This window comes from Inquilinus sp. (assembly GCF_039594555.1).
In the GTDB taxonomy this organism is placed as follows: domain Bacteria; phylum Pseudomonadota; class Alphaproteobacteria; order DSM-16000; family Inquilinaceae; genus Inquilinus.
In genome coordinates, this window is the sequence record NZ_JBCNNF010000052.1 from 1 (window position 1) to 23,670 (window position 23,670).

General features: G+C 69.5%; 27 protein-coding genes. 17 read left to right on the plus strand and 10 right to left on the minus strand.

Annotated features, from left to right (window positions below):
- From ABDW35_RS08195 to ABDW35_RS08240, 10 genes are all read left to right on the plus strand, one after another.
- The coding region (locus tag ABDW35_RS08195) for a fructosamine kinase family protein (RefSeq protein ID WP_343713363.1) at nt 1-754 on the plus strand (754 nt) is incomplete at its 5' end.
- Nucleotides 755-942: 188 nt separating this feature from the next.
- Entirely contained in the window at nt 943-1,863 is a 921-nt protein-coding gene (locus ABDW35_RS08200; RefSeq protein ID WP_343713364.1) for a branched-chain amino acid ABC transporter permease LivH, read from the plus strand.
- Nucleotides 1,864-1,867: 4 nt separating this feature from the next.
- Nucleotides 1,868-3,388, plus strand: a complete 1,521-nt coding sequence (gene livM / locus ABDW35_RS08205) for a high-affinity branched-chain amino acid ABC transporter permease LivM (RefSeq protein WP_343713365.1) — start codon at nt 1,868-1,870, stop codon at nt 3,386-3,388.
- 29 nt (nt 3,389-3,417) lie between these two features.
- The gene (locus ABDW35_RS08210) at nt 3,418-4,239 is read left to right on the plus strand and encodes an ATP-binding cassette domain-containing protein (protein WP_343713387.1); all 822 of its coding nucleotides are present in this window, start codon (nt 3,418-3,420) and stop codon (nt 4,237-4,239) included.
- Nucleotides 4,239-4,949 carry an ABC transporter ATP-binding protein gene (locus ABDW35_RS08215; protein ID WP_343713388.1) on the plus strand — a complete coding sequence of 237 codons (711 nt, stop codon included), beginning with the start codon at nt 4,239-4,241 and terminating at the stop codon, nt 4,947-4,949. The genes ABDW35_RS08210 and ABDW35_RS08215 overlap by 1 nt, the downstream gene beginning before the upstream one ends.
- A 3-nt stretch (nt 4,950-4,952) precedes the next feature.
- Nucleotides 4,953-5,306 carry a DUF6867 family protein gene (locus ABDW35_RS08220; RefSeq protein WP_343713366.1) on the plus strand — a complete coding sequence of 118 codons (354 nt, stop codon included), beginning with the start codon at nt 4,953-4,955 and terminating at the stop codon, nt 5,304-5,306.
- A 79-nt stretch (nt 5,307-5,385) separates the two neighbouring features.
- Complete coding sequence (locus ABDW35_RS08225; RefSeq protein ID WP_343713367.1) at nt 5,386-6,522, plus strand: branched-chain amino acid ABC transporter substrate-binding protein; 1,137 nt, start codon at nt 5,386-5,388, stop codon at nt 6,520-6,522.
- Nucleotides 6,523-6,671: 149 nt separating this feature from the next.
- On the plus strand, nt 6,672-9,152 hold the full coding sequence (locus ABDW35_RS08230; RefSeq protein WP_343713368.1) for a glycogen/starch/alpha-glucan phosphorylase: 2,481 nt from the start codon (nt 6,672-6,674) through the stop codon (nt 9,150-9,152).
- An 80-nt stretch (nt 9,153-9,232) separates the two neighbouring features.
- On the plus strand, nt 9,233-11,080 hold the full coding sequence (locus tag ABDW35_RS08235; protein ID WP_343713369.1) for an extracellular solute-binding protein: 1,848 nt from the start codon (nt 9,233-9,235) through the stop codon (nt 11,078-11,080).
- Between the two features lie 133 nt (nt 11,081-11,213).
- A complete protein-coding gene (locus ABDW35_RS08240; RefSeq protein ID WP_343713370.1) occupies nt 11,214-11,531 on the plus strand; it encodes a hypothetical protein in 318 nt (105 codons plus the stop codon).
- Nucleotides 11,532-11,760: 229 nt separating this feature from the next.
- Here the strand turns inward: ABDW35_RS08240 and ABDW35_RS08245 are convergent, their stop codons facing one another.
- Together ABDW35_RS08245 and fumC are read right to left on the minus strand one after the other, a co-directional pair.
- Nucleotides 11,761-11,982, minus strand: a complete 222-nt coding sequence (locus ABDW35_RS08245) for a ribbon-helix-helix domain-containing protein (RefSeq protein ID WP_343713371.1) — start codon at nt 11,980-11,982, stop codon at nt 11,761-11,763.
- 10 nt (nt 11,983-11,992) lie between these two features.
- A complete protein-coding gene (gene fumC / locus ABDW35_RS08250; protein WP_343713372.1) occupies nt 11,993-13,396 on the minus strand; it encodes a class II fumarate hydratase in 1,404 nt (467 codons plus the stop codon).
- A gap of 112 nt (nt 13,397-13,508) precedes the next feature.
- Between fumC and nthA the strand changes: the two genes are divergently transcribed.
- Genes nthA through ABDW35_RS08265 form a run of 3 tightly spaced genes read left to right on the plus strand, consistent with a single transcriptional unit; the run spans nt 13,509 to nt 15,176 of the window.
- Complete coding sequence (nthA, locus tag ABDW35_RS08255; protein ID WP_343713373.1) at nt 13,509-14,147, plus strand: nitrile hydratase subunit alpha; 639 nt, start codon at nt 13,509-13,511, stop codon at nt 14,145-14,147.
- The gene (gene nthB, locus ABDW35_RS08260) at nt 14,144-14,803 is read left to right on the plus strand and encodes a nitrile hydratase subunit beta (RefSeq protein ID WP_343713374.1); all 660 of its coding nucleotides are present in this window, start codon (nt 14,144-14,146) and stop codon (nt 14,801-14,803) included. Before nthA ends, nthB begins: the two co-directional genes overlap by 4 nt.
- On the plus strand, nt 14,790-15,176 hold the full coding sequence (locus tag ABDW35_RS08265) for a nitrile hydratase accessory protein (protein ID WP_343713375.1): 387 nt from the start codon (nt 14,790-14,792) through the stop codon (nt 15,174-15,176). The genes nthB and ABDW35_RS08265 overlap by 14 nt, the downstream gene beginning before the upstream one ends.
- A 29-nt stretch (nt 15,177-15,205) precedes the next feature.
- Here ABDW35_RS08265 and ABDW35_RS08270 read toward each other — a convergent pair whose 3' ends face one another.
- Nucleotides 15,206-15,523, minus strand: coding sequence for a hypothetical protein (locus ABDW35_RS08270; RefSeq protein ID WP_343713376.1), 318 nt, complete (start codon nt 15,521-15,523; stop codon nt 15,206-15,208).
- Nucleotides 15,524-15,534: 11 nt separating this feature from the next.
- Here ABDW35_RS08270 and ABDW35_RS08275 point away from each other — a divergent pair, with 11 nt between their 5' ends.
- Nucleotides 15,535-15,921, plus strand: a complete 387-nt coding sequence (locus ABDW35_RS08275; RefSeq protein ID WP_343713377.1) for a RidA family protein — start codon at nt 15,535-15,537, stop codon at nt 15,919-15,921.
- A 129-nt stretch (nt 15,922-16,050) separates the two neighbouring features.
- Here ABDW35_RS08275 and ABDW35_RS08280 read toward each other — a convergent pair whose 3' ends face one another.
- Nucleotides 16,051-16,599 carry an HD domain-containing protein gene (locus tag ABDW35_RS08280; protein WP_343713378.1) on the minus strand — a complete coding sequence of 183 codons (549 nt, stop codon included), beginning with the start codon at nt 16,597-16,599 and terminating at the stop codon, nt 16,051-16,053.
- A complete protein-coding gene (locus tag ABDW35_RS08285) occupies nt 16,596-17,741 on the minus strand; it encodes a TauD/TfdA family dioxygenase (RefSeq protein WP_343713379.1) in 1,146 nt (381 codons plus the stop codon). Before ABDW35_RS08285 ends, ABDW35_RS08280 begins: the two co-directional genes overlap by 4 nt.
- Before the next feature lie 101 nt (nt 17,742-17,842).
- On the opposite strand from ABDW35_RS08285, the gene ABDW35_RS08290 reads away from it, so the two are divergent.
- On the plus strand, nt 17,843-18,700 hold the full coding sequence (locus ABDW35_RS08290; RefSeq protein ID WP_343713380.1) for a LysR substrate-binding domain-containing protein: 858 nt from the start codon (nt 17,843-17,845) through the stop codon (nt 18,698-18,700).
- A gap of 21 nt (nt 18,701-18,721) precedes the next feature.
- Complete coding sequence (locus ABDW35_RS08295) at nt 18,722-19,282, plus strand: dihydrofolate reductase family protein (RefSeq protein WP_343713381.1); 561 nt, start codon at nt 18,722-18,724, stop codon at nt 19,280-19,282.
- Here the strand turns inward: ABDW35_RS08295 and ABDW35_RS08300 are convergent.
- Genes ABDW35_RS08300 through ABDW35_RS08310 form a run of 3 tightly spaced genes read right to left on the minus strand, consistent with a single transcriptional unit; the run spans nt 19,257 to nt 21,064 of the window.
- Nucleotides 19,257-20,345, minus strand: coding sequence for a 5-(carboxyamino)imidazole ribonucleotide synthase (locus tag ABDW35_RS08300; RefSeq protein ID WP_343713382.1), 1,089 nt, complete (start codon nt 20,343-20,345; stop codon nt 19,257-19,259). The genes ABDW35_RS08295 and ABDW35_RS08300 overlap by 26 nt on opposite strands.
- Nucleotides 20,342-20,842: a 5-(carboxyamino)imidazole ribonucleotide mutase gene (purE, locus tag ABDW35_RS08305; RefSeq protein WP_343713383.1), complete on the minus strand. Its 501-nt coding sequence runs from the start codon at nt 20,840-20,842 to the stop codon at nt 20,342-20,344. Before purE ends, ABDW35_RS08300 begins: the two co-directional genes overlap by 4 nt.
- Before the next feature lie 21 nt (nt 20,843-20,863).
- Nucleotides 20,864-21,064, minus strand: a complete 201-nt coding sequence (locus ABDW35_RS08310; protein WP_179221854.1) for a DUF465 domain-containing protein — start codon at nt 21,062-21,064, stop codon at nt 20,864-20,866.
- 194 nt (nt 21,065-21,258) lie between these two features.
- Here ABDW35_RS08310 and ABDW35_RS08315 point away from each other — a divergent pair, with 194 nt between their 5' ends.
- On the plus strand, nt 21,259-22,341 hold the full coding sequence (locus ABDW35_RS08315; RefSeq protein ID WP_343713384.1) for an ATP-dependent 6-phosphofructokinase: 1,083 nt from the start codon (nt 21,259-21,261) through the stop codon (nt 22,339-22,341).
- 6 nt (nt 22,342-22,347) lie between these two features.
- On the opposite strand, the gene ABDW35_RS08320 is transcribed toward ABDW35_RS08315, so the two are convergent.
- Nucleotides 22,348-23,013, minus strand: a complete 666-nt coding sequence (locus ABDW35_RS08320; protein ID WP_343713385.1) for a tetratricopeptide repeat protein — start codon at nt 23,011-23,013, stop codon at nt 22,348-22,350.
- 28 nt (nt 23,014-23,041) lie between these two features.
- Nucleotides 23,042-23,670 (minus strand): MOSC domain-containing protein (locus ABDW35_RS08325; protein WP_343713386.1); only part of this gene is annotated, 629 nt, incomplete at its 5' end.

Sequence of the window (23,670 nt, forward strand, 5' to 3'; positions counted from 1 at the left end):
GGTCGACCTCGCCGATGGCGGCCGGGTCGTGGCCAAGGCCGGGGCCGGGCCGCTGCTGCTGGAGGCCTGGATGCTGGGCGAACTGGCCCGCCATTCCGCCCTGCCGCTGCCGGCGGTGCTGCACGCGGCAGAGGACCTGCTGCTGCTGGAGCATGTCGAGCACGAGCCCGGGCTGCCGCCGGAATCGGCCCAGCTGCACGCGGCGGAGCTGTTGGCCGCGCTCCACGCGCCGGCGTGGCCGCGCTTCGGCTACGACCGCGACACCACCATCGGCCGGCTGCCGCAGCCGAACCCGCCGGCCGAGCGCTGGATCCCGTTCTTCCGCGACCACCGCCTGCTGCACATGGCCCGCGCCGGTCATCAGGAGGGCACGGTCGACGCCGGGCTGCTGCGCCGGCTGGAGGCGCTGGCCGGCCGGCTCGACGACCTGCTGGCGGAGCCGCGGCACCCGGCGCTGCTGCATGGCGACATCTGGACCGGCAACCTGCTGCACCGGGGCGGCCGAATCGTCGCCTTCATCGACCCCGCCCTCTCCTGCGGCCATCCGGAGATGGAGCTGACATATCCGACCCTGTTCGGCACCTTCGAGCAGGATTTTTTCCGCCGCTACGCCGAGCTGGCGCCGCTCGATCCCGGCTTCTGGGACGACCGACGGCCGATCTACCTGCTGTATCCGCTGCTGGTGCATGTGCGGTACTGGGACCCGGCCTATGCCCAGCCGATCCGCCGGATTCTCGACCGCTACGGCGCCTGATCCGTAGCCTAACCCCCCGAAACGTCTTATGATTCATTGAGATTGTAACGATGCATTTTCTTCGCCATAGTCGCGCCAATCCGACGTTGACGCGGAGCTTGAACAGAGAAACGCCCTCGGTTTAAACGGCGCACCAACAGAGAGGTCGACCATCCGCGGATGGTCTGTGGAGGCAATTCGGCGCGAGCATGGAATATTTCCTGCAGCAGCTCATCAACGGGCTGACGCTGGGCGCGATCTACGGTCTGATCGCGATCGGCTATACGATGGTGTACGGCATCATCGGCATGATCAATTTCGCCCATGGCGAGATCTATATGATCGGCGCGTTCATCGCCGTGATCGGATTCGTCGTGCTCGGCGCCTTCGGCGTGCCCGGCGTCTCCGTGGCCCTGGCGCTTGCCATCGTGCTGATCGTCAGCGTGGTGGTCACAGCCGCCTATGGCTGGACGATCGAGCGACTGGCCTACCGGCCGCTGCGCGGCTCGACCCGGCTGGCGCCGCTGATCTCTGCCATCGGCATGTCGATCTTCCTGCAGAACTACGTCCAGCTGCTGCAGGGCGCCCGGCGCAAGCCGGTGCCGCCGCAGATCCCGGGCGGCTTCCAGCTGACCTCGGGCGGCGGCTTCGACGTCAGCCTGTCCTACCTGCAGATCATCATCGTGGTGCTGACCCTGGCCCTGATGATCGGGCTGACCTGGGTGATCAACCGCACCTCGCTGGGCCGGCAGCAGCGCGCCTGCGCCCAGGACCGCACCATGGCGGCGCTGATCGGCGTCGATGTCGGCCGCACCATCTCGATGACCTTCGTCATCGGCGCGGCGCTGGCCGCGGTGGCCGGCGTGATGGTGACCCTCTATTACGGCGTGATCGACTTCTACATCGGCTTCCTGGCCGGCATCAAAGCCTTCACCGCGGCGGTGCTGGGCGGCATCGGCTCGCTGCCCGGGGCCATGCTCGGCGGCGTGCTGATCGGCCTGATCGAGGCCTTCTGGTCCGGCTACTTCTCCTCGGAATACAAGGACGTCGCCGCCTTCACCATCCTGGTGCTGGTGCTGATCTTCCGCCCGTCCGGCCTGCTCGGCCGTCCCGACATCGAGAAGGTCTGAGGCGATGGCCACGATCGCGCAATCCGACGCGGCCGGCGCGCGCCGCCTGGATCTCGTCGCCATGCTGAAGGAGGCCGGGGTCACCGGTCTCCTCGCCCTGGTCCTCACCGCGCCGCTGGTCGGCATCCGCACCATCGAGCAGAGCGGCGCGCTCGGCTACGAGACCGATTTCATCGCGGTCCTCATCGCCGTCGCCCTGGTGTTCTTCGGCCGCATCGGCATCATCCTGAACCGCGAGGGCATCCCGCGGCCGGTGTTCTGGATCAGCCTGCTGTTCCTGGTCGTCTTCGCCCTGCCGCCGATCTACGAGTATCTGCGTCCGATGATCTCGGACGGGCTGCCGCCGCTGCCGGTGCAGGAGCTGCACTCCGTGCCGCTGTTGCTGATCGGAGCGCTTGGCGCGGCCTGGCTGCTGATCCAGTCGATCCTGGTGCAGCGGCGCAGCAAGGCCAGCCTGTCGCGGCAGGAGCGCGACCGGGCGATGGACCGGGTCGGCGCCCGGGTGCAGCGCCTCAGCGTCTATATCGGGCCGATCCTGGTGGTGCTGGCGGTGATCTTCCCCTTCACCGACCTCGCCACCCGCAGCACGCTCGGCGTGGCCACCATCGTGCTGATATACATCATGCTCGGCTGGGGGCTGAACATCATCGTCGGCCTTGCCGGCCTCCTGGACCTCGGCTACGTCGCCTTCTACGCCGTCGGCGCGTACTCCTACGCACTCCTGTCCACCACCTTCGGCTTCAGCTTCTGGATCTGCCTGCCGCTGGCCGGCGTGCTCGCTGCCTGCTTCGGCCTGATCCTCGGCTATCCGGTGCTGCGGCTGCGCGGCGACTATTTCGCCATCGTCACCCTCGGCTTCGGCGAGATCATCCGCATCATCCTGATCAACTGGGCGCCGGTGACCGGCGGGCCGAACGGCATCAACAACGTGCCGCGGCCCAGCTTCTTCGGCTTCCCGTTTGACCGCAACCCGCCGGAGGGCACCACCGCCTTCCACCAGCTGTTCGGCCTGGACTACGACCCGACACACCGGATCATCTTCCTCTACCTGCTGATTCTGGCCCTGGCGCTGCTGGTCAACCTGATCAGCACCCGGCTGCGCCGCCTGCCGGTCGGTCGCGGCTGGGAGGCGATCCGCGAGGACGACATCGCCTGCCAGTCGCTCGGCATCAACCGCACCAACCTGAAGCTGGCGGCCTTCGCCACCTCGGCCATGTGCGGCGGCTTCGCCGGCAGCTTCTTCGCGACATATCAGGGCTTCATCAGCCCGGAGAGCTTCTCCTTCATCGAATCGGCGATCGTGCTGGCGATCGTCGTGCTCGGCGGCATGGGCAGCCAGCTCGGCATCGTCGTCGCGGCCTGCCTGATCATCGGCCTGCCGGAGGCCTTCCGCGGCCTCGACCTGTACCGCATGCTGGTGTTCGGCCTGTGCATGGTCGGCATCATGGTGTGGCGCCCGCGCGGCCTCCTGGCCCATCGTGACCCGACCATCCTGCTGCACGGCAAGAAGGGAACCTCGTCTTGAGCGCCCTCCTGACCATCGAGCATGTCTCGATGCGCTTTGGCGGCCTCGTCGCCATCGACGACGTCTCCTTCGACATCCGGGCCGGCGACATCACCGCGGTGATCGGCCCGAACGGCGCCGGCAAGACCACGCTGTTCAACTGCATCACCGGCTTCTACAAGCCGACCGCCGGCCGCATGACGCTCAGGGGCGAGACCGGCGAGTTCCTGCTGGAGCAGATCCCCGGCTACCGCATCGCCCAGCAGGCCAAGGTCGCCCGCACCTTCCAGAACATCCGGCTGTTCGCCGGCATGAGTGTGCTGGAGAACCTGATGGTGGCCCAGCACAACAAGCTGATGCGCGCCTCGGGCTTCTCCTTCACCGGGCTGCTCGGGCTGCCGAGCTACCGGCGGGCGGAGCGCGAGGCGGTGGAGAAGGCGAAGTTCTGGCTCGACCGCGTCGGGCTGACCGCCCAGGCCGACGATTCCGCCGGCAGCCTGCCCTATGGCGGCCAGCGCCGGCTGGAGATCGCCCGGGCGATGTGCATCGACCCGGTGATCCTGTGCCTGGACGAGCCGGCCGCCGGCCTCAATCCCCGCGAATCCCAGGAGCTGAACCAGTTGCTGCGCGCCATCCGCGACGAGCACCGGACCAGCGTCCTCCTGATCGAGCACGACATGAGCGTCGTCATGCAGATTTCCGACCACATCGTGGTGCTCGACCACGGCAAGAAGATCGCCGACGGCACGCCGGAGCAGATCCGCAGCGACGAGGCGGTGATCCGCGCCTATCTCGGCGAGCCCGAGGAGGACGATCTGCCGCCGGAGATCGCCGCCGATGTCGCCGCCGTGACCGGGGAGGCCCGGCCGTGATGCTGTCGCTGCAGGGCGTGCACACCTTCTACGGCGCCATCGAGGCGCTGCGCGGCGTCGATGTCGAGGTCAAGGAAGGCGAGATCGTCACCCTGATCGGCGCCAACGGCGCCGGCAAGTCGACCCTCCTGATGACGATCTGCGGCAACCCGCAGGCGCGGAAGGGGGCAGTGCTGTTCGACGGCAAGGAGATCACCCGGCAGCCGACCTTCGAGATTGTGCGCCGCGGCGTCGCCATCTCGCCGGAAGGCCGCCGCATCTTCCCGCGCATGACGGTGATGGAGAATCTGCAGATGGGGGCGCTGACCGCCGATCCGGCGGTGTTCGGGCGCGACCTCGAGCAGATCTTCGTCCTGTTCCCGCGGCTGAAGGAGCGGCAGGCCCAGCGCGGCGGCACCTTGTCGGGCGGCGAGCAGCAGATGCTGGCGATCGGCCGGGCGCTGATGAGCCGGCCGCGCCTGCTGCTGCTGGACGAGCCGTCGCTCGGCCTGGCGCCCCTGGTGGTGAAGCAGATCTTCGAGGCGATCAAGACGATCAACCGGGAGCAGCGGATGACCGTGTTTCTGGTCGAGCAGAACGCCTTCCATGCGTTGAAGCTCGCCCATCGCGGCTACGTGCTGGTCAATGGCCGGGTGACGATGAGCGGCAGCGGCCGCGAGCTCTTGGCGAATCCGGAGGTCCGGGCCGCCTATCTCGAAGGCGGGCACTGAGCGATGGAACAGATCCTTGGAACCTCGGTCGGCGATTTCATCTTCGTCAGCCTGATCCTGGGCGGCGGCGCGGGTCTCCTGACCGGCCAGGGCCAGGCCCAGGGCTGGGCGCCGATCCGCAAGGTGGTGCCCTTCGTGGTGCTGCTCGCCTGTGCGACCCGATTCCTGCACTACGCACTGTTCGGCGGTACGCTCTTGTCGCCGACCGGCTTCGTCATCGATCTTGTGTGGATCGGCCTGTGCGCCACGGTCGCCTACCGGATGACGCGGGCGGCGAAGATGGTGCGGCAGTATCCGTGGCTGTACGAGCGCGCCGGCCTGTTCGGCTGGCGCGACCGGCGGCCGGCCGCACGGTAAGACGCCGGTCCTTTCGGCCGGCGGGAAGCAAAGGCCGGCGGGGTCGTCCCGCCGGGCGATGAACTGGGAGAGCGATCTGATGACGAGATTCAACCGAGTGCTCATGGCCGGCGCGGCCCTGGCCGCGCTGGCGACGACCCCGGCCCTGGCGGATGTGAAGATCGGCCTCGGCGCGCCGCTGACCGGCCCGAACGCCGCCTTCGGCGAGCAGATGAAGCGCGGCACCGACGCCGCGGTGAAGGCCCTGAACGATGCCGGCGGCGTCAACGGCGAGAAGATCGTCGTGGAGTATGGCGACGATGCCTCCGACCCGCGCCAGGGCGTCGCGGCGGCGAACGACCTGGCCGGCAAGGGCGTGGTGGCGGTGATCGGCCACTTCAACTCCTCGGTCTCGATCCCGGCCTCGGCGGTCTATGCCGAGGAGGGCATCATCCAGATCACCCCGGCCTCGACCAACCCGCAGCTGACCGAGCAGGGGCAGGCGACCACCTTCCGCACCTGCGGCCGCGACGATCAGCAGGGCGATGTCGCCGGCGCCTTCATCGCCGAGAAGTTCAAGGGCCGCAACGTCGCCATCATCCAGGACCAGACCACCTATGGTAAGGGCCTGGCCGACGCGACCAAGGCGGCGATGAACAAGGCCGGCCTGACCGAGAAGATGTATGAGGGCATCACGGTCGGCGAGCGCGACTTCTCGGCCGTCGTCTCGAAGATGAAGCAGGCCAATATCGACCTGATCTATTTCGGCGGCCTGCACAACGAGGCCGGGCTGATCCTGCGCCAGGCGCGCGAACAGGGGCTGAACGCCCAGTTCGTGTCGGGCGACGGCATCGTCACCCAGGAGTTCTGGGGCATCACCGGCGACGCCGGCCAGGGCGTGCTGATGACCTTCGGCGCCGACCAGCGCAACAGCGAGGCCGCCAAGGACGTGGTGGCCAAGTTCAAGGCCGAGAATTACGACCCCGAGGGCTACACCCTGTACAGCTACGCCGCGGTGCAGGCCTGGGCCCAGGCGGCAACCAAGGCCAAGAGCTTCAAGGGCGCGGACGTCGCCAAGGCGCTGCATGACGGTACCGAGTACAAGACCGTGATGGGCCCGCTGGCCTTCGACGCCAAGGGTGACCGGGTGAAGACCGACTACGTCTTCTACATCTGGAACAGCGGCAAGTTCGCCGAGGCGACCCCGGGCGAGCTGGCCAAGGTCGGCGCCAAGTAACACCAAAGGCCAGTGGCGTATGCCAACCGGCCGAATCATTGTCGACCCGGCGGAACCTCCGCCGGGTCTTTTTTGTCATATGATTGATCGCCAGACCGATCCGTGGTGTAACGGAGGGTCTATATCGCAGTGCAGCATGGGGGTCAGCGATGGAGCTGCCAGCCGCCCCGATCACCGTCGAGCCGCGCGGGCTCGACCGGGACTCGCTCAAGAGCGACATCCTGGAATGGCTGGTCTATGCCGTCGGGCGCGAGGTCCATCGCGCCACCCGACATGATTGGTTCGCCGCCACCGCCCTGGCCGTGCGCGACCGCCTGGTCGACCGCTGGATGGCGGCGCAGCACCGCGAGGAGGCGACCGACGGCAAGCGGGTCTACTATCTCAGCCTGGAGTTCCTGGTCGGGCGGCTGATGGCCAATGCGCTGACCAATCTCGGCATCTACGACACCTGCCGCGAGGCGCTGTCCGAGTTCGGCGTCGATCTCGGGGCGGTGCTGGAGGTCGAGCCCGACGCGGCGCTCGGCAATGGCGGCCTCGGCCGCCTCGCCGCCTGCTTCCTCGACAGCATGGCCACGCTCGGCATCGCTGGCACCGGCTACGGCATCCGCTACGAATACGGGCTGTTCGAGCAGCAGTTCGACCGCGGCTGGCAGGTCGAATACCCCGAGGACTGGCTGAAATTCGGCAACCCGTGGGAGTTCGAGCGGCCGGAGGTCGCGTTCCCGATCGACTTCTACGGCAAGATCGAGCCGGGCGAGCCCGGGCCTGACGGCCGGCCGAAGCCGGTCTGGCGCGGCAGCCAGCGGGTGCTGGCCGTGGCCTATGACACGCCGGTGGTCGGCTGGGGCGGCGCCACGGTCAACACGCTGCGCCTGTGGTCGGCCAAGCCGGTACGGGAGTTTGACCTCGTCCCCTTCAACTCCGGCGACTATCTGAAGTCGGTCGAGGACAAGATCCTGTCCGAGACCCTGTCGCGCGTCCTCTACCCCAACGACAACACCCCGGCGGGGCAGGAGCTGCGGCTCAAGCAGGAGTACTTCTTCACCTCGGCCTCGCTGCAGGACGTGCTGCGCCGGCACCGCATGCACCATGACGGCTATGACGACCTGCCGGAAAAGGCGGCGCTGCAGCTGAACGACACCCATCCGGCGATCGCGGTGCCGGAGCTGATGCGCCTGCTGATCGACCGGCACCGGCTGGACTGGGACCGCGCCTGGAAGATCACGCAGGGCTGCATCAGCTACACCAACCACACGTTGATGCCGGAGGCGCTGGAGACCTGGCCGGTGGCGCTGCTGGAACGGGTGCTGCCCCGGCACCTGCAGATCATCTACGAGATCAACGACCGCTTCCTGAAGTCGTCGAAGGTGGTGGCGAAGGACCCCGGCCGCCTGTCCGCCCTGTCGCTGATCCAGGAGGGCTGGGACCGGCGGGTGCGGATGGGGCCGCTGGCCTTCCTCGGCAGCCACCGGGTCAACGGCGTGTCGGCGCTGCACACCCAGCTGATGCGCGAGACGGTGTTCCGCGACCTGAACCAGGAGTTCCCGGACCGGATCACCAACAAGACCAACGGCATCACCCCGCGCCGCTGGCTGGTGCAGGCCAATCCGAACCTGTCGCAGCTGATCCACAACATGATCGGCAGCGGCTGGGAGGACGATCTGGAGCGGCTGTCGGCGCTGGCCGGAAAGACCGGGGACAGCGCCTTCCGCGAAGCCTTCTGGGCAGTGAAGCGCCGCAACAAGGCGCTGCTGGCGCACCATATCGGCGAGATCGCGGATCTCCGCGTCTCCGGCGACGCGCTGTTCGACGTCCAGGTCAAGCGCATCCACGAATACAAGCGCCAGCTTCTCAACATCCTGCATGCCGTGGCGCTGTGGCAGGAGATGCGCGACCAGCCGGACGCGGCCTGGACGCCGCGGGTCAAGATCTTCGCCGGCAAGGCGGCACCGGGCTACGCCGTGGCCAAGCTGATCATCAAGCTGGCCAACGACGTGTCGCGGGTGATCAACGCCGACGCCGAGATCCGCGACCAGCTGAAGATGGTGTTCCTGCCGAACTACAACGTCACGCTGGCGGAGCGGATCATCCCCGCCGCCGACCTGTCGGAGCAGATCTCGACCGCCGGCATGGAGGCGTCGGGCACCGGCAACATGAAGTTCGCCCTGAACGGCGCGATCACCATTGGCACGCTGGACGGCGCCAATGTCGAGATCGCCGAGCGGGTGGGCATGGACAACATCCTGATCTTCGGCCTGACCGCGGCCGAGGTGGCGGCGAAGCGGGCCCAGGGCTACGACCCCGGCGCCGTGATCGCGGCCGACCCGCGCCTGGCCCGGGCGGTGGCGGCGATCGAGGACGGCACCTTCTCGCCCGACGATCCGGGCCGGTTCCGGCCGATCACCGACGCGCTGCGGCACAGCGACTGGTTCCTGGTGGCGGCCGACTTCGCCGCCTATTGGGACGCCCAGGCCCGCGCCGCCGCCCTGTATCGCGACCGCGCCGAGTGGACCCGGATGGCGATCCGCAACACCGCGAATGTCGGCTGGTTCTCCTCCGACCGCACGGTGCAGGACTATGCGGAGGAGATCTGGGGCGTCTGGCCGCCCCTGGCCCGCGCGGCGGAGTAACGCTCCGCCGATCCGTCCTTGCGCCGGGGCGCTGCGGCGGGAAGACTGCGCCCGATCGATTCCCGACCGGAGCCCGCCGCATGCGCCTCGCCCGCCTCCTGCTTCGCCTCGCCTTCGCCGCCCTGCTGCTGCCCGGCGCCTTGCCGGCCATGGCGCAGACAGCGGTGGACGCGCCGGCGGGTGCACAGGCTGGGGCGCCGGGCGGTGGCCTCGCCATGTATGGCGATCCGAAATACCCGGCGGATTTCGGCCATTTCGCCTATGCCGACCCGGCCGCGCCGAAGGGCGGCGAGCTGCGCCAGGCGGTGGTCGGCAGCTTCGACACGCTGAACCCCTTCATCATCAGCGGGCAGACCGACCAGGTGCGGCTGATCGTGCCGCCCTACATCTTCGCCAGCCTGATGACACGGGGATGGGACGAGCCTTTCACCCTGTACCCCTATGTGGCCGACCGGGCGGACATGTCGGAGGACCGGCGCCAGGCCACCTTCCACCTGAACCCCAAGGCGGTGTTCAGCGACGGCACGCCGGTGACGGCGGACGACGTGATCTTCACCTGGCAGACCCAGGGGGCGAAGGGCTTGCCCAACACCCGCGCGATCTACGGGACGATGGAGGGGATCGACCGGGTCGACGACCGCACGGTGCGCTTCCGCTTCAAGCCGGAGGCGGCGCGCGAGAACCCGCTGGTCGTCGCCATGCAGCCGATCCTCAGCAAGGCCTGGTACACGGCCCATCCGTTCGACCAGCCGAGCCTGGATCCGCCGCTCGGCGCCGGGCCCTACAAGGTCGGCGCGGTCGATCCCGGGCGCAGCATCACGCTCGATCGGGTCAAGGACTGGTGGGCGGCGGACTTGCCGGCGATGCGCGGCCTCTACAACTTCGACACGATGCGGTTCGACTTCTACCTCGACGCCGACACGGCTCTGGAGGCGTTCAAGGCCGGCGCCTACACCCTGCGGCGGGAGCGTGACGCCGAGAAATGGGTCAGCGGCGCCTATGACTTCCCGGCGGTCCAGGACGGCCGCGTCACCATGCTGACCCTGCCGCATTACCGGCCGGTCGGGATGATGGGCTTCGCCCTGAACACGCGCCGGCCGGTCTTCGCCGATCCGCGGACGCGCCGGGCCCTGATCCTGGCCTTCGACTTCGAATGGGTGAACAAGACGCTGCTGGGCGGGCAGTACAAGCGCGACGACAGCTACTTCGCCAACTCCTCCCTGGCCGCGACCGACACGCCGAAGGGGGCGGAGCTGGCGCTGCTGGAGCCGTTCCGGGCCCAGCTGCCGCCGCAGCTCTTCACCGAACCCTACGTCCTGCCGCCGAGCGACGCCAGCGGCCGCAACCGCGAGAATCTGCGGGCGGCGCAGGCGCTGCTGGCCGAGGCGGGGTGGACGATCAAGGACAATGTCCTGGTGGACGGCAGCGGCACCCCGTTTCGCTTCGAGATCCTGCTGCAGAGCAAGGGCTATCAGCGCATCGCCCTGGCCTATGCCGACCAGCTGCGCCGCCTCGGCATCCAGGCCTCGGTCCGACTGGTGGAGAGCGCGCAATATGCCCGGCGCATCGAGACCTATGATTTCGACGTGATCCTCAACACCTGGATCACCACGCTCTCGCCCGGCGTCGAGCAGTCGCGCTACTGGGGCAGCGGCTCGGCCGACGTGCCCGGCACCCGTAACTATCCGGGGGTGAAGAGCCCGGTGGTCGACGCCCTGATCAAGGCCGTCACCGCCTCCCGCAGCCAGGAGGAGCTGCAGGCCGCGGTGCACGCGCTGGACCGGGTGCTGCTGTGGGGCAACTACGTGGTGCCGCTCTACTATCTCGACCGCGACTACGTCGCCTATTGGGGCAATCTCGGCCGGGTCACCACCGTCAACCCGACCTACGGCACTGTGCTTGAAGCCTGGTGGTCGAACGGCAAGTAGGGCGTCCTATCGGCGGCGCCGAACGGCGCAATTCTTCACAATTGCTGGGAACCCGGTCCGATGCGGCGGGTTCTCTGGGGACCGCCTCGGCTCGTTTCGAGGCGGGCCGCCCAAGAAGCCCAAGGAGCTTTTCGTGAAGCGCATTCTTCTCGCCGCCGCCATTGCCACGTTTGCCGCCTCGCCGGCCTTCGCCGGCTGCACCGAAGACGCCCAGGCTCAGGCCCAGAAGATCCAGACCCTGACCCAGGCCACGATGACCAAGATGCAGGCCGGCGCCTCGAAGGACGAGCAGTGCTCGGCCAGCAAGGAGCTGATGGAGGAGACCAAGAAGCTGGTCGCGATCTACAAGACCTGCCAGGCCGATCTGAAGCTGACCGACGCGCAGATCCAGCAGGTCGACCAGCAGGTCGCCACCGGTGACCAGTCCTACGCCGCGCAGTGCGGCGGCTGATCCCGGCTGTCCGATGAGAAAAAGCCCCGGCCGGACGGCCGGGGCTTTTTTCATGTCAGGTCAACGGACAGAGACATCGACCTGTCATCCCGTGTGCGCTGCGGCGCGAAGCGCTGCTGCGCAGACACGGGATCTCGGTGCGATCTCGAAGAGATCCCGGGTCTGCAGCGCATCACTGCGTGCTGCGCCGCGCCCGGGATGACGACTCGTCCATCTCTGAATGTCGGCCTCAGATCTCCCGCGCCAGCGCCGCCTGCAGGACGGCGGTCCGCAGCGCGCTGGACAGGTTGCCGTCCGGGGCGCGGGCGGCGTCCACCGCCTCGACCAGCCGGTTGACCGGCAGGCCGCGCGCCGCGGCCAGGCGGGTGAGGGCGTCCCAGAAGGCCGGCTCCAGCGACACGCTGGTGGCGTGGCCGGCAATGCTGACCGACCGCTTGCGGACGCCGCTCACCGCGGCTCGATTAGGCGCTGGGGCCGACCATGGTCTCCGGCCGCACCCACTGGTCGAACTGCTCGGCGGTCAGCAGGCCCAGCGCGATCGCCGCCTGCTTCAGCGTGGTGTTCTCGGCATGCGCCTTCTTCGCCACCTTGGCGGCGTTGTCGTAGCCGATATGCGGGTTCAGCGCCGTCACCAGCATCAGCGATTCGTGCAGCAGCTGCTCGATCCGGTCGGTGCGGGCCTCGATGCCGACGACGCAGTTGTCGGTGAAGCTGCGGCAGGCATCGGCCAGCAGGCGGATCGACTGCAGCAGGTTGTAGATGATCACCGGCTTGAACACGTTCAGCTCGAAATGCCCGTTCGAGCCGGCGATGGTGACGGTGACGTGGTTGCCCATGACCTGGGTGCAGACCATGGTCATCGCCTCGGACTGGGTCGGGTTGACCTTGCCCGGCATGATCGACGAGCCGGGCTCGTTCTCCGGCAGGTGGATCTCGCCGATGCCGCAGCGCGGGCCGGAACCCAGCAGGCGGATGTCGTTGGCGATCTTCATCAGCGACACGGCCAGGGTGTTCATCACGCCCGACGCCTCGACGCAGGCGTCATGCGCGGCCAGCGCCTCGAACTTGTTCGGCGCGGTCTTGAACGGGAAGCCGGTGATGGTGGCGACATGCGCCGCGAAGGCCTCGGCGAAGCCTTCCTTGGCGTTCAGCCCGGACCCGACGGCGGTGCCGCCCTGGGCCAGGTCCAGCAGGTGCGGCAGGCAGCCCTTCACCCGGGCGATGCCCAGCTCGACCTGCCGGGCGTAGCCGGAGAACTCCTGGCCCAGAGTCAGCGGCGTCGCATCCTGCAGATGGGTGCGGCCGATCTTGACGATGTCCTTGAACTCGGCCGACTTGGCGGCCAGGGCGCGGTGCAGGTGCTCCAGGCTCGGCAGCAGCTCATGGCCGATCTGCTCGACCGCGGCGATGTGCATCACCGTCGGGAAGCTGTCGTTGGAGGACTGGCCGCGATTGACGTGGTCGTTCGGATGCACCGGCTTCTTCGAACCGATCTCACCGCCCAGGATCTCGATGGCGCGGTTCGAGATCACCTCATTGGCGTTCATGTTGGTCTGGGTGCCCGACCCGGTCTGCCACACCACCAGCGGGAAATGCTCGGCCAGGGTGCCGTCGATCACCTCCTCGGCCGCGGCGACGATGGCGTTGCCGATCGAGGCATCCAGCTCGCCGAGCGCGATGTTGGCCTGGGCCGAGGCCTTCTTCTGGATGCCCAGCGCCCGCACCAGCGGGGCCGGCATGCGCTCGCCGCCGATCTTGAAGTTCTGCAGGCTGCGCTGCGTCTGCGCACCCCAGTAGCGGTCGGCCGGCACCTCGACGGCGCCCAGGCTGTCGGTCTCGGTGCGGAATGCGGTTTCGGCGGCCATCGAAAGGCTCCGGTTGCTGTCAGTTTTCGGCTGGCCGGTTTGCTAGCACGAATGCGGGTGTGGGGGTAGGCTGGGTGATCCCATCCGGAGTCCGATGCGCGGAGCCCCATCCATGTCCGCCGACCATCATCACGACAACGACCACGATCACGACGACGGCAGCGCCCTGCCCGAGATCGCGCTGCGGGTGAAGGCGCTGGAATCGATCCTGGTCGAGAAGGGCTACGTCGACCCGGCCGCGCTCGACGTGCTGATCGAGACCTACGAGACCAAGGTCGGCCCGCGCAACGGCGCCCGGGTGGTGGCCAGGGCCTGGGCCGACCCGGCCTATCGCCAGCGGCTGCAGGCCGATGCCAGCGCCGCGATCGCCGAGTTCGGCTTCGTCGGCCGCCAGGGCGAGCACATGGTCGCGGTCGAGAACACGCCGGACACGCACAACCTCGTCGTCTGCACCCTGTGCTCCTGCTATCCCTGGCCGGTGCTGGGGCTGCCGCCGGTCTGGTACAAATCGGCGCCCTACCGCTCCCGCGCGGTGATCGACCCGCGCGGCGTGCTGGCCGATTTCGGCGTCACCCTGCCGGCCGAGACGAAGATCCGGGTCTGGGATTCGACCGCCGAGACCCGCTATCTGGTGATCCCGATGCGCCCGGCCGGCACCGAGGGCTGGGACGAGGACGCGCTGGCCGACCTGGTCACCCGCGACAGCATGATCGGCGCCGGTCTGGCGCGCGAGCCGGGAGACGCACGATGAACGGCGCCCAGGATCTCGGCGGCATGATGGGCTTCGGCCCGGTGGTGCCGGAGCCGGAGGATCTCCGCTTCCATGCCGCGTGGGAGAAGCGGGCCCTCGCCCTCACCCTGGCGGCGGGCGCGCTGGGGCGCTGGAACATCGATATCAGCCGGCACGCGCGCGAGACGCTGCACCCGGCGGACTATCTGTCCTCCAGCTATTACGAGATCTGGACCAAGGGGCTGGAGAAGCTGCTGCAAGGCGCGGGGCTGGTCTCGGCGGCGGAGCTGCAGGCCGGCCGCGCCATCGACCCGCCGGTGCCGGGCCAGACCGTGCTGCAGGCCGACCAGGTCGCCGCGGTGCTGGCGCGCGGCACCAACTACCGGCGGCCGGAGACGGCGCCGGCGCGCTTCGCCGTCGACGATGTGGTGCTGACCCGCAACGAGCATCCCGCCGGCCATACCCGGCTGCCGCGCTATGCCCGCGGCAAGGTCGGCACGGTCGAGCGCGTGCACGGCGTCTTCGTGCTGCCCGACAGCAACGCCCATGGCCGTGGTGAGAGCCCGCAATGGCTCTACACCGTGCGCTTCGACGGGCGCGAGCTGTGGGGCGAGGCGGCGGACCCGACCCTGACCGTCTCGATCGACGCCTGGGAGAGCTATCTTGAGCCGGCATGAGGCGGTGATCGCGGCGCTGGACGGCGCCGCCCCGCTGCCGCGCGACGCCGACGGGCCGGTCTTCGCCGAGCCCTGGCAGGCCCAGGCCTTCGCCATGGCGGTGGCGCTGCACCAGCGCGGCGTGTTCACTTGGGGCGAATGGGCGGCGGCGCTGGCGGCGGAGATCGCCGGCGCCCGGGCGGCCGGCGACTCCGACGACGGCAGCCGCTACTACGAGCACTGGCTGGCGGCGCTGGAGCGTCTGGTCCTGGCTAAGGGCGTCGCCGATGCCGAGGCTCTGGGCCGGCGCAGGGACGCCTGGGACCGCGCCGCCCGGGCCACGCCGCATGGCGCGCCGATCCTGCTGGAGAACGATCCGCTGCGCAGGATGTAAGCGTCGGTCCCGGCGAGGGAGCGGCTTGCCTAAACCTGAACGAGGTCCAACCGCTTCTCAATGCGGTCCAACCGGTTCTCGATCCGGTCGATTCGGACGGATTGGCCGGCAAAATCAGCGTGAAGCCCTGCCACCGCAGCATGAAGCCCGGCCACCTGGGTTTCGAGCGGCGTCATTCGGCGCTTGAGATCACCGACGTCCTCGGCCAGCCGACTGACGTTCTCGTCGATCCGCCGGAGATAGCGCAGGATGGTGCTATCGGGTTCGTCGCTCATCCTGCCAATATGGCGATGGCGACGTGGGAAGTCCACATTCGGGCCGGTCGCCTGCAGGCCTGCCGCCGACATCGGGGAAGATCATGACCGTTCAGCTGCACAACCCGGCCGGCGTCGCCGCGCCGTTCTCCCGCTACAGCCATGGCGCCTCGGCCCCGGCCGGCGCCCGCTGGCTGCACATCTCCGGCCAGGTCGGCGCCACGCCGGACGGCACCATCCCTGACGACGCCGAGCGCCAGTTCGAACTGGCCTGGGACAACCTGTTCGCCGTGCTGGCCGATGCCGGCATGACGGTGACCGACCTGGTCAAGGTCGACGGGTTCCTCACCCGGCCGGAGCTGATCCCGCTGTACCGCACGGTGCGCGAACGGCGGCTGGGCGGCTATGCCACGGCCTCGACCCTGGTGGTGGTCGCCGGCCTGGCGGTGCCCAGCCTGCTGGTCGAGATCCAGGCGGTGGCGGCGGCTTAGTATGAGGGCCGGCGCCAGCCGCCAAGAGCCGTCATCGCGAGGCGCGAAGCGCCGTGGCGATCCATAGGCCGGTGCCGCTGGATCGCCACGCCCCTGCGGGGCTCGCGATGACGGCTTTCGACAGGCCCGTTAGCCGGCCTTCGCCACCTTGAGGATGCGGTCGCGGTAATCGGCGACGGTGCTGACCTTCAGCCCGTCGACCTTGCCGCCATCGTCCCAGCGCCGCAGCCGCACCGCGGCGTCGACATGGGGATGGCGGGCGAATTCCGCCGCCTCTTCGGCGCTCATCGGCCCGCCCTGCTTGCCCAGCGAATGGACCGAGGCGGCGGACAGCACGTTCAGATAGCTCGGCTCGACGGCGCAGAGATAGCGCTTGGCGGCGACGTGCAGCCGCACCGGCTCGCTCACCTCCGGGCCGAAGCGGGCGGCCAACCAGTCGCCGCCGGCGCCGTCATGCTTGTGATAGCCGAAGGCGTCGTCGGCCAGCTCCAGGAAGTGGCCGATATCGTGCAGCAGGGCGGCCACCACCAGCTCGTCGGGCGCGCCCTCATGCTCGGCCAGGGCCGCGGCCTGCAGGCCATGCGCCTGCATGGTCACACCTTCGCCATAGGTGTTGTGGCCATGGGCGGCGAACAGGCCCTCGATCTCGGCTAGCAGGGGGTGCAGGGGCGTGGTCATCGGGCGGCCTCCAGGCTGAACAGGGTGCTGGTCAGGCCGTCCTTGTCGGCGTAGCAGCCCTGCAGCCAGCGGCGCCCGGCAGAGAAGCCGCGGCGGCCGTGCAGCACGCGCTGATTGTCGACCAGGAACAGGTCGCCCGGCGCCAGGCGGAAGCCGACCGTCAGCTCCGGGTCGTGCAGCAGTCGGCCGAAGTGGCGATAGGCGTCGTAGAAGGCCTCGACCTCGTCCGGATCCAGGTCGAAGGGCGCGATCGACCGGTTATTGTAGCGCACCGCCGCCAGCGCGCCCTCGGCGTCCAGTTCGATCAGCGGTGCCCGGCTGCGCAGGTCGACGCGGCCGGGCTCGACATAGCGGAACGGCACGGCGCGGCGGGTCAGCAGGGCAAAGGCGTCGGGCGCCTCGCGCCGCAGCCGCTCGGCCGCGGCGAAGCCGTCGACCACCACCGACTCGCCGCCCTCGGCCGCCGCTTCCAGGCAGTGCAGCAACTGCAATTGCGGCACCGGATCGCGATAGGGGTTGTCGGTGTGGTTGCCCAGGCCGATGGCGGTGAAGGCCAGGTTCTGCGGCTTGTCCACCGCCACCACGTCGAACAGCCGGCCGTAATTGGTCTCGCGCACGAAGCCGAACAGCTCGACCACCTTGCACACCATGCCGGGCTCGGTGGGCACACCGCGCAGCAAGGCGAAGCCATGGTCCCAGGCCTGGCGCAGCCATTTGGCGCGGGCGGCCTCGTCGCCGGCCACCGCTTCATAGTCGCCGGCGGGCAGCGCCAGCGACGAATCCCACAGCACCGGCCGGCGCCGGCGCTCGGCGCGCGAGGCTGGGTCCAGCGCATAGGCGCGCAGCCAGGCGGCACCGAAGCGCGCCGGCGTGTCGAAGCCGGTCAGGTGGATCTCGACCGCGCCGTCGGCCCCCAGGGCCACGCTGCCGATCGCGATATCGTCCGGCAGGTCGATGGCGTCGAACAGGCGCTGCCCGTCCGGCCGGTCGCGGCGGTCCGGCCGGTTGTCGGCCAGCCAGATCGCGGGATAGGGGCTCTCGCGGCCGTCCGACCAGCGGATGGTCAGGCGGTCCGGCGTATGGCGCAGCGTCGCGATCCCAATGTCGTCAGTGGTGATCGGACGGGCGGCGGCAAGGGGCATGGCGGCCTCGGCATGGGTGCTGGGGCCGACCCTGCGCTGCCCTCATGCATAAGTCCAATACACACTTTCCATGCTATCTATAGGCCATGCGAATAAACCTGATGCAGCTGCGGGCCTTCCACGCGGTGGCCACCCAGGCCAGCTTCACCCTGGCGGCGCGGACCCTGGGGCTGACCCAGCCGACCCTGTCGCAATCGGTGAAGGCGCTGGAGGAGCGCTACGGCGTGCTGCTGTTCGAGCGCAGTTCGCGCCGGGTGCAGCCGACCGAGATGGGACGCCGTCTGTTCCAGCTGACCACCCGGCTGTTCGACACGGAGCAGGAGGCGGCGACGCTGCTGGAAGGCTCGGCCCAGCTGGCCCGCGGCCTGCTGCAGCTGGGCGCCGACAGCCCGTATTACGTCATGCCGCTGATCGCCGAGTTCGACCGCCGCCACCCGCGGGTAGAGATCCGGCTGTCGATCGGCAATGCCGGCGCGGTGCTGGACGACCTGTCGGAGGCGCGGCTGGACGTGGCCCTCTTGTCCAACCCGCCGGTCGATCCGCGCTTCCACATCGTGCCGCTGTATCGCGACCCGGTGCGGCTGATGCTGCCGGAAGGCCACCCGCTGGCGGCGGGGGAGGCGGTGCCGGTCGCGGCGCTGGCCGGGCAGCGCCTGGTGATGCGCGAGACCGGGTCGATGACCCGGCGCACGGTCGAGCGCGGCCTGGCGGAGGCGGAGGTCGCGCCCGGCGCGGTGTTCGAGGTGATGGGCCGCGAGGCGGTGCAGGAGGCGGTGGCGCTGGGCCTCGGCCTCGGCTTCATCTCCGCCGGCGAGATCCGGCCGGATCCGCGCATCGCCGTCCGGCCGCTGGGTGACTGCGACTGGCACACCGACGAATATGTGCTGTGCCAGCGCGACCGTCGGCGCTTCCCGGCGATTCGCGCCTTCATCGAGCTGGCGGTGACGGCCGCCGCCTGAACCAGGACAGGGAGGGGCGAGATGCGGAAGGTGATCGTCACGGAGTTCATCAGCGCCGACGGCGTCGCCGAGGTCGAAAAGCTGACCGGCGTGGCATGGAACGCCGAGATGGACCGGTTCAAGAATGATGAGCTGGCGGACAGCGGCGCCATGCTGCTGGGGCGCAAGACCTACCAGATCTTCGCCGGCTCCTGGCCGCAGGAGACAGGAGACTTCGCCGACCGATTCAACGCCCTGCCGAAATATGTGGCGTCGACGACATTGAAGGACCTCGACTGGACGCCTGCCGAGCTGCTGCAGGGCCCGCTGCCGGAGGCGGTCCGGGCGCTGAAGGCGGGCGATGGCGGCAATATCTATGTGCATGGCAGCATCAGCGTGGCGCAGCAGCTGCTGCGCCACGGGCTGGTCGACCGCATCCGCCTCCTCGGCTATCCGCTGGCGGTCGGCCAGGGGATGCCGCTGTTTCCGCCGGGCGAGCGGCTCGGACTGGAGCTGATCTCGGCCGCGCGCTTCGGCAACGGCGTCTTGGCCCTCGAATATGCGCCGATAAGGGAGCTCAGCCCTTCGGCACCAGCCGGTTGACATGGCCCATCTTGCGGCCGGGGCGCGGCGCGCCCTTGCCGTAGAGATGCAGCTTCGCGCCGGGTTCCGCCAGGAACTCCGGCCAGCGCAGCACGTCGTCGCCGATCAGGTTCTGCATCACCGCGTCGGAATGGCGCGCAGTCGACCCCAGCGGCAGGCCGCAAACGGCGCGGACCAGCTGCTCGAACTGGTCGCAGGCGCAGGCGTCCTGGGTCCAGTGGCCGGAATTGTGCGGCCGCGGCGCCAGCTCGTTGACCAGCAGGCCGCCGTCGCGCGCCTCGAACAGCTCGACCGCCAGCAGGCCGACCATGTCCAGCGCGGTGACCAGCGTGCGGGCGATGTCCTCCGCCTCCGCCGCGCGCTGCGGCGCCAGGCCGGGGGCCGGGGCGATCGTCTCCGACAGGATGTGGTCGCGATGCCGGTTCTCGACCGCCGGGTAGCACACCACCGACCCGTCGACGCCGCGGGCGGCGATCACCGACAGCTCGCGGGCGAAATCGACGAAGCCCTCGAGAATGGCCGGCCGGCCGCCCAGCTTCTCCCAGGCCGCGGCGGCGTCGGCGGGATCACGGATCACCGCCTGGCCCTTGCCGTCATAGCCCTCGCGCCGGGTCTTCAGCACCGACGGCGTGCCGATCGCGGCCACGGCCTCAGCCAGCTCCGCCGCCGATCCCACGGCCCGCCAGGGCGCGGTGCCGATGCCGTGGCGGTTGCAGAAATCCTTCTCCGCCACCCGGTCCTGGCACACCGCCAGCCCGTCCGGCCCCGGCCGCACCGGCACACGGGCGGCCAGGTGCAGCACGGTCTCGTAGGGGATGTTCTCGAATTCGTAGGTGACGACGTCGACCTGGGCGGCGAAGGCGTCCAGCGCCGCATGGTCGGTGTAGGAGGACAGGGTCGACCGGTCGGTCACCTGGGCACAGGGGCTGTCCGGGTCCGGGCACAGCACATGGGTGCGGTAGCCCAGCCGGGCGGCGGCCAACGCGGTCATGCGGCCGAGCTGGCCGCCGCCGAGCATGCCGATGACGCTGCCCGGGGGGAGGGGAGAAACGGTGCTGGTCATTCGTCCTTCGGGTGCTCGGCCACGGCTTCGGTCTGGCGCTTGCGCCAGGAATCCAGCGCGTCGGCGACGGCCGGGTCGCTCAGCGCCAGGATCGCGGCGGCCAGTAGCGCCGCGTTGATCGCCCCGGCCCGGCCGATCGCCAGGGTGCCGACCGGGATGCCGCCCGGCATCTGCGCGATCGACAGCAGGCTGTCCATGCCCTTCAGCGCCTTGCTCTCGACCGGCACGCCCAGCACCGGCAGCGGCGTCATCGCCGCCGCCATGCCCGGCAGATGGGCGGCGCCGCCGGCGCCGGCGATGATCACCTTGACGCCGCGGCCGCGCGCCTCCCGGGCGAAGTCGTAGAGCCGCTCCGGCGTGCGGTGGGCGGAGACGATGCGCGCCTCATGGCCGATGCCCAGCAGCGACAGGGTCTCGGCGGCGTGGCGCATGGTCTCCCAGTCGGACTGGCTGCCCATGATGATTGCCACAGGCGGCACGGCGGCGGGTTCGGCCATCGGTCGGAAAATCCTCGAAGCTCAGGCGATGATGTCGGGCAGCAGCTTGCTCTCGATCATCGAGATCTGGTCCTTGAGCAGCAGCTTCCGCTTCTTCAGGCGCTGGATCTGAAGCTGGTTGACGGGGCCATCCGCGCTCAGCCGGTCGATGATCTCGTCGAGGTCCCGGTGCTCGACCCGCAAGGCGGCCAGCCTCTCCTGCATCGACTCGATGTCGATCATTCCCTCAAACGGCCTTTCCTGCGGGTCCCGGTTCAGCGGCGGCCCGATCATAGCAAAGGGAGCGGCCCGACCGGAACGCGTTTGACGCGGGGCTCCCGCGCGGGGCCGGCCGGCCGCTGCATCCGGCTCTTACAGCACCGGGCGTATCCCGGTACAAGGGGGAAACGCAACCGGGGGCGGGATCAAAGCACGGCATGGCGGGCGAGAAACGCATCGGAATCCTGACCAGCGGCGGCGACTGCGCCGGGCTCAACGCGGTGATCCGCGCGGCGGTGTGCCGGGCCGACGGGCTCGGCTGGACCGTGATCGGGATCAAGGAGGGCACGTCGGGCCTGCTGGCGCGGCCGCTGCGCTACGAGGTGCTGACGCCGGACAAGATGACCACGGCGGTGATGCGCCAGGGCGGCACCATCCTCGGCACCACCAACAAGGGCGACCCCTTCGCCTTCCCGATGGCCGACGGCACGCTGAAGGACCGGTCGGTCGAGATCGTCGGTGCCTATCACGAACTCGGCCTCGACGCGCTGATCGGCATCGGCGGCGACGGCAGCCACCAGATCCTGCGGCGCCTGGCGCAGCAGGGCGGCTTCAACTATGTCGGCATCCCGAAGACGATCGACAACGATGTCGGCCTGACCGAGGTCTCGGTCGGCTTCGACACCGCGGTGGCGGTGGCGACCGAGGCGCTGGACCGGCTGCAGCCGACCGCCGCCAGCCACGCCCGGGTGATGGTGCTGGAGGTGATGGGTCGCGATGCCGGCCACATCGCCCTGGCCGCGGGCATCGCCGGCGGCGCCGACGTCATCCTGATCCCGGAGATCCCGTTCTCGATCGACTCTGTGGCGCAGAAGATCCGCGAGGTACGCAAGACCGGGCGCAACTTCGCGCTGGTGGTGGTGTCGGAAGCGGTGAAGACCGCCGACGGCACCAAGGTGCACAAGGACTATCACGGCGGCGAGAAGCGCTTCGGCGGCATCGGCGACTATGTCGCCTTCAAGATCGCCGACACCACGGGGGCGGAGACGCGGGTCACCGTTCTGGGCCATGTCCAGCGCGGCTCGATGCCCAGCTGGCGCGACCGGCTGATCGCCTCGGCCTTCGGCGCCCATGCGGTCGACCTGATCGCGCAAGGCAAGTTCGACCGGCTGGTCGCCTGGTCCGACCGGCGGGTGATCGACGTGCCGCTGCAGGAGGCGATCGCCGAATACCAGGACGTCAAGCCGGACGATCCGCTGGTCACCACCGCCCGGGCGCTGGGGATCTGCCTGGGGGATTGAGGCGGCTCAATCCGCCTGCCGCAGCTGGTCGTCGACCTGTTGCAGCAGGTTGGCGAAGGCCGCGTTCCCGGGGTCGAGGCGCTGCGCCTCGAGCAGGTCCGCCCGGCCCTGCTTCAGGTCACCGAGGCGAATCCGGGCCGCAGCGCGGCTGGCCCAGGCCAAGGCCAGGCCGGGCTGCAACGCCAGGGCCCGGTCGTAATCCTCGATCGCGCGGGCGGGATCGCCCGTCATGGCATAGGCGGCGCCCCGGCTGACCCAGATCACGGCCCGGTTGGGGACCAGCGCACCGGCCCGGGTGAAGTCGCCGATGGCGTCGCCCGGCCGCCCGAGGCGGCTCAGGGCGAGGCCGCGATTGTACCACGCCGTGCCCAGGCCGGGATCGACGGCCAGCGCGCGGTCGTAGTCGTCGAGGGCGCCGCCGAAATCCCCGGCCTGGTATCGCAGCAGGCCGAGATCGTTGAGCAGGACCGCCAGCTTGTGGCCAGTGGCGCGGCCGGAGGCGATCAGCCGGCTGCAGGCGTCGATCGACGGCTGGCCGCCATTCGGCCGGTGGCAGGAGGCGGCATCGGATTCGAGGGGCGGCCCGTCGGTGCCGGACTGCGCGGCGGCCGGCCGCATCGCGATGGCGAAAGCGGCCACGAGCATCGCTACGGGCAGGACCGATCCGGCCATCCCGTATCTTCTCCACCGCGAACCGGCGCTAGGCTGTGATCGTTGCGGCATCGCCGATCCTGATCTCTCCAGGGGCCTCGACCGTGCACAGCACGCCGAGATGGGTGGCGTTGTGCTTGGCCACCGCCATCAGCACCGCGGGGTCCAGCGGCAGGTCGCCCTGGGCCAGGGTGGTGAAGGCGCAGCGGACGCAGGGGTCGATGATGCGGATCCGCACGTCGCCGATCGCCACCAGCCGCCCGATCCAGCCGGTCTCGGCGAAGCCCTCGGCATCGGGCAGGTCGACAACCAGGTTCGGCCGGAATCGGCGCTCGTCGATCGCGCTGTCCGGCAGGATCGCGCGCAGCGCGGCCAGCGAAGCGGTGGTCACAAGGTGGATCGGGTGGCGCTCATAACGCGGTTTCAGCGGCCCGGTTGTCGCCGTCTCCTCGGCATCCACGGCGTGCGGCCGCAGCGCCACCGGAAAGCCGAAATGCGTGGCCAGGGCGTCGTCGGCGGCCCCGGCCGGCAGGCTGCGGCCGTCCGGAAAGTCCAGATGCAGCCCGTCTGCGGCACTGCGGGCGCGGATCTGCGGCGCCGGGCGCCAGCGGCGCCTGCTCTCCGGAAAGGCGGTCTCGCCGCTGTCGCGATCGGCCAGACCGCATTCCCGGTCGCCGG

Coding starts and splice junctions, on each gene's coding strand:
- ABDW35_RS08200 (WP_343713364.1), top strand. CDS start 943: ATGGAATATTTCCTGCAGCAGCTCATCAACGGGCTGACGCTGGGCGCG.
- livM (WP_343713365.1), top strand. CDS start 1,868: ATGGCCACGATCGCGCAATCCGACGCGGCCGGCGCGCGCCGCCTGGAT.
- ABDW35_RS08210 (WP_343713387.1), top strand. CDS start 3,418: ATGCGCTTTGGCGGCCTCGTCGCCATCGACGACGTCTCCTTCGACATC.
- ABDW35_RS08215 (WP_343713388.1), top strand. CDS start 4,239: ATGCTGTCGCTGCAGGGCGTGCACACCTTCTACGGCGCCATCGAGGCG.
- ABDW35_RS08220 (WP_343713366.1), top strand. CDS start 4,953: ATGGAACAGATCCTTGGAACCTCGGTCGGCGATTTCATCTTCGTCAGC.
- ABDW35_RS08225 (WP_343713367.1), top strand. CDS start 5,386: ATGACGAGATTCAACCGAGTGCTCATGGCCGGCGCGGCCCTGGCCGCG.
- ABDW35_RS08230 (WP_343713368.1), top strand. CDS start 6,672: ATGGAGCTGCCAGCCGCCCCGATCACCGTCGAGCCGCGCGGGCTCGAC.
- ABDW35_RS08235 (WP_343713369.1), top strand. CDS start 9,233: ATGCGCCTCGCCCGCCTCCTGCTTCGCCTCGCCTTCGCCGCCCTGCTG.
- fumC (WP_343713372.1), bottom strand. CDS start 13,396: ATGGCCGCCGAAACCGCATTCCGCACCGAGACCGACAGCCTGGGCGCC.
- nthA (WP_343713373.1), top strand. CDS start 13,509: ATGTCCGCCGACCATCATCACGACAACGACCACGATCACGACGACGGC.
- nthB (WP_343713374.1), top strand. CDS start 14,144: ATGAACGGCGCCCAGGATCTCGGCGGCATGATGGGCTTCGGCCCGGTG.
- ABDW35_RS08270 (WP_343713376.1), bottom strand. CDS start 15,523: ATGTCGGCGGCAGGCCTGCAGGCGACCGGCCCGAATGTGGACTTCCCA.
- ABDW35_RS08275 (WP_343713377.1), top strand. CDS start 15,535: ATGACCGTTCAGCTGCACAACCCGGCCGGCGTCGCCGCGCCGTTCTCC.
- ABDW35_RS08280 (WP_343713378.1), bottom strand. CDS start 16,599: ATGACCACGCCCCTGCACCCCCTGCTAGCCGAGATCGAGGGCCTGTTC.
- ABDW35_RS08285 (WP_343713379.1), bottom strand. CDS start 17,741: ATGCCCCTTGCCGCCGCCCGTCCGATCACCACTGACGACATTGGGATC.
- ABDW35_RS08290 (WP_343713380.1), top strand. CDS start 17,843: ATGCAGCTGCGGGCCTTCCACGCGGTGGCCACCCAGGCCAGCTTCACC.
- ABDW35_RS08295 (WP_343713381.1), top strand. CDS start 18,722: ATGCGGAAGGTGATCGTCACGGAGTTCATCAGCGCCGACGGCGTCGCC.
- ABDW35_RS08300 (WP_343713382.1), bottom strand. CDS start 20,345: ATGACCAGCACCGTTTCTCCCCTCCCCCCGGGCAGCGTCATCGGCATG.
- purE (WP_343713383.1), bottom strand. CDS start 20,842: ATGGCCGAACCCGCCGCCGTGCCGCCTGTGGCAATCATCATGGGCAGC.
- ABDW35_RS08310 (WP_179221854.1), bottom strand. CDS start 21,064: ATGATCGACATCGAGTCGATGCAGGAGAGGCTGGCCGCCTTGCGGGTC.
- ABDW35_RS08315 (WP_343713384.1), top strand. CDS start 21,259: ATGGCGGGCGAGAAACGCATCGGAATCCTGACCAGCGGCGGCGACTGC.
- ABDW35_RS08320 (WP_343713385.1), bottom strand. CDS start 23,013: ATGGCCGGATCGGTCCTGCCCGTAGCGATGCTCGTGGCCGCTTTCGCC.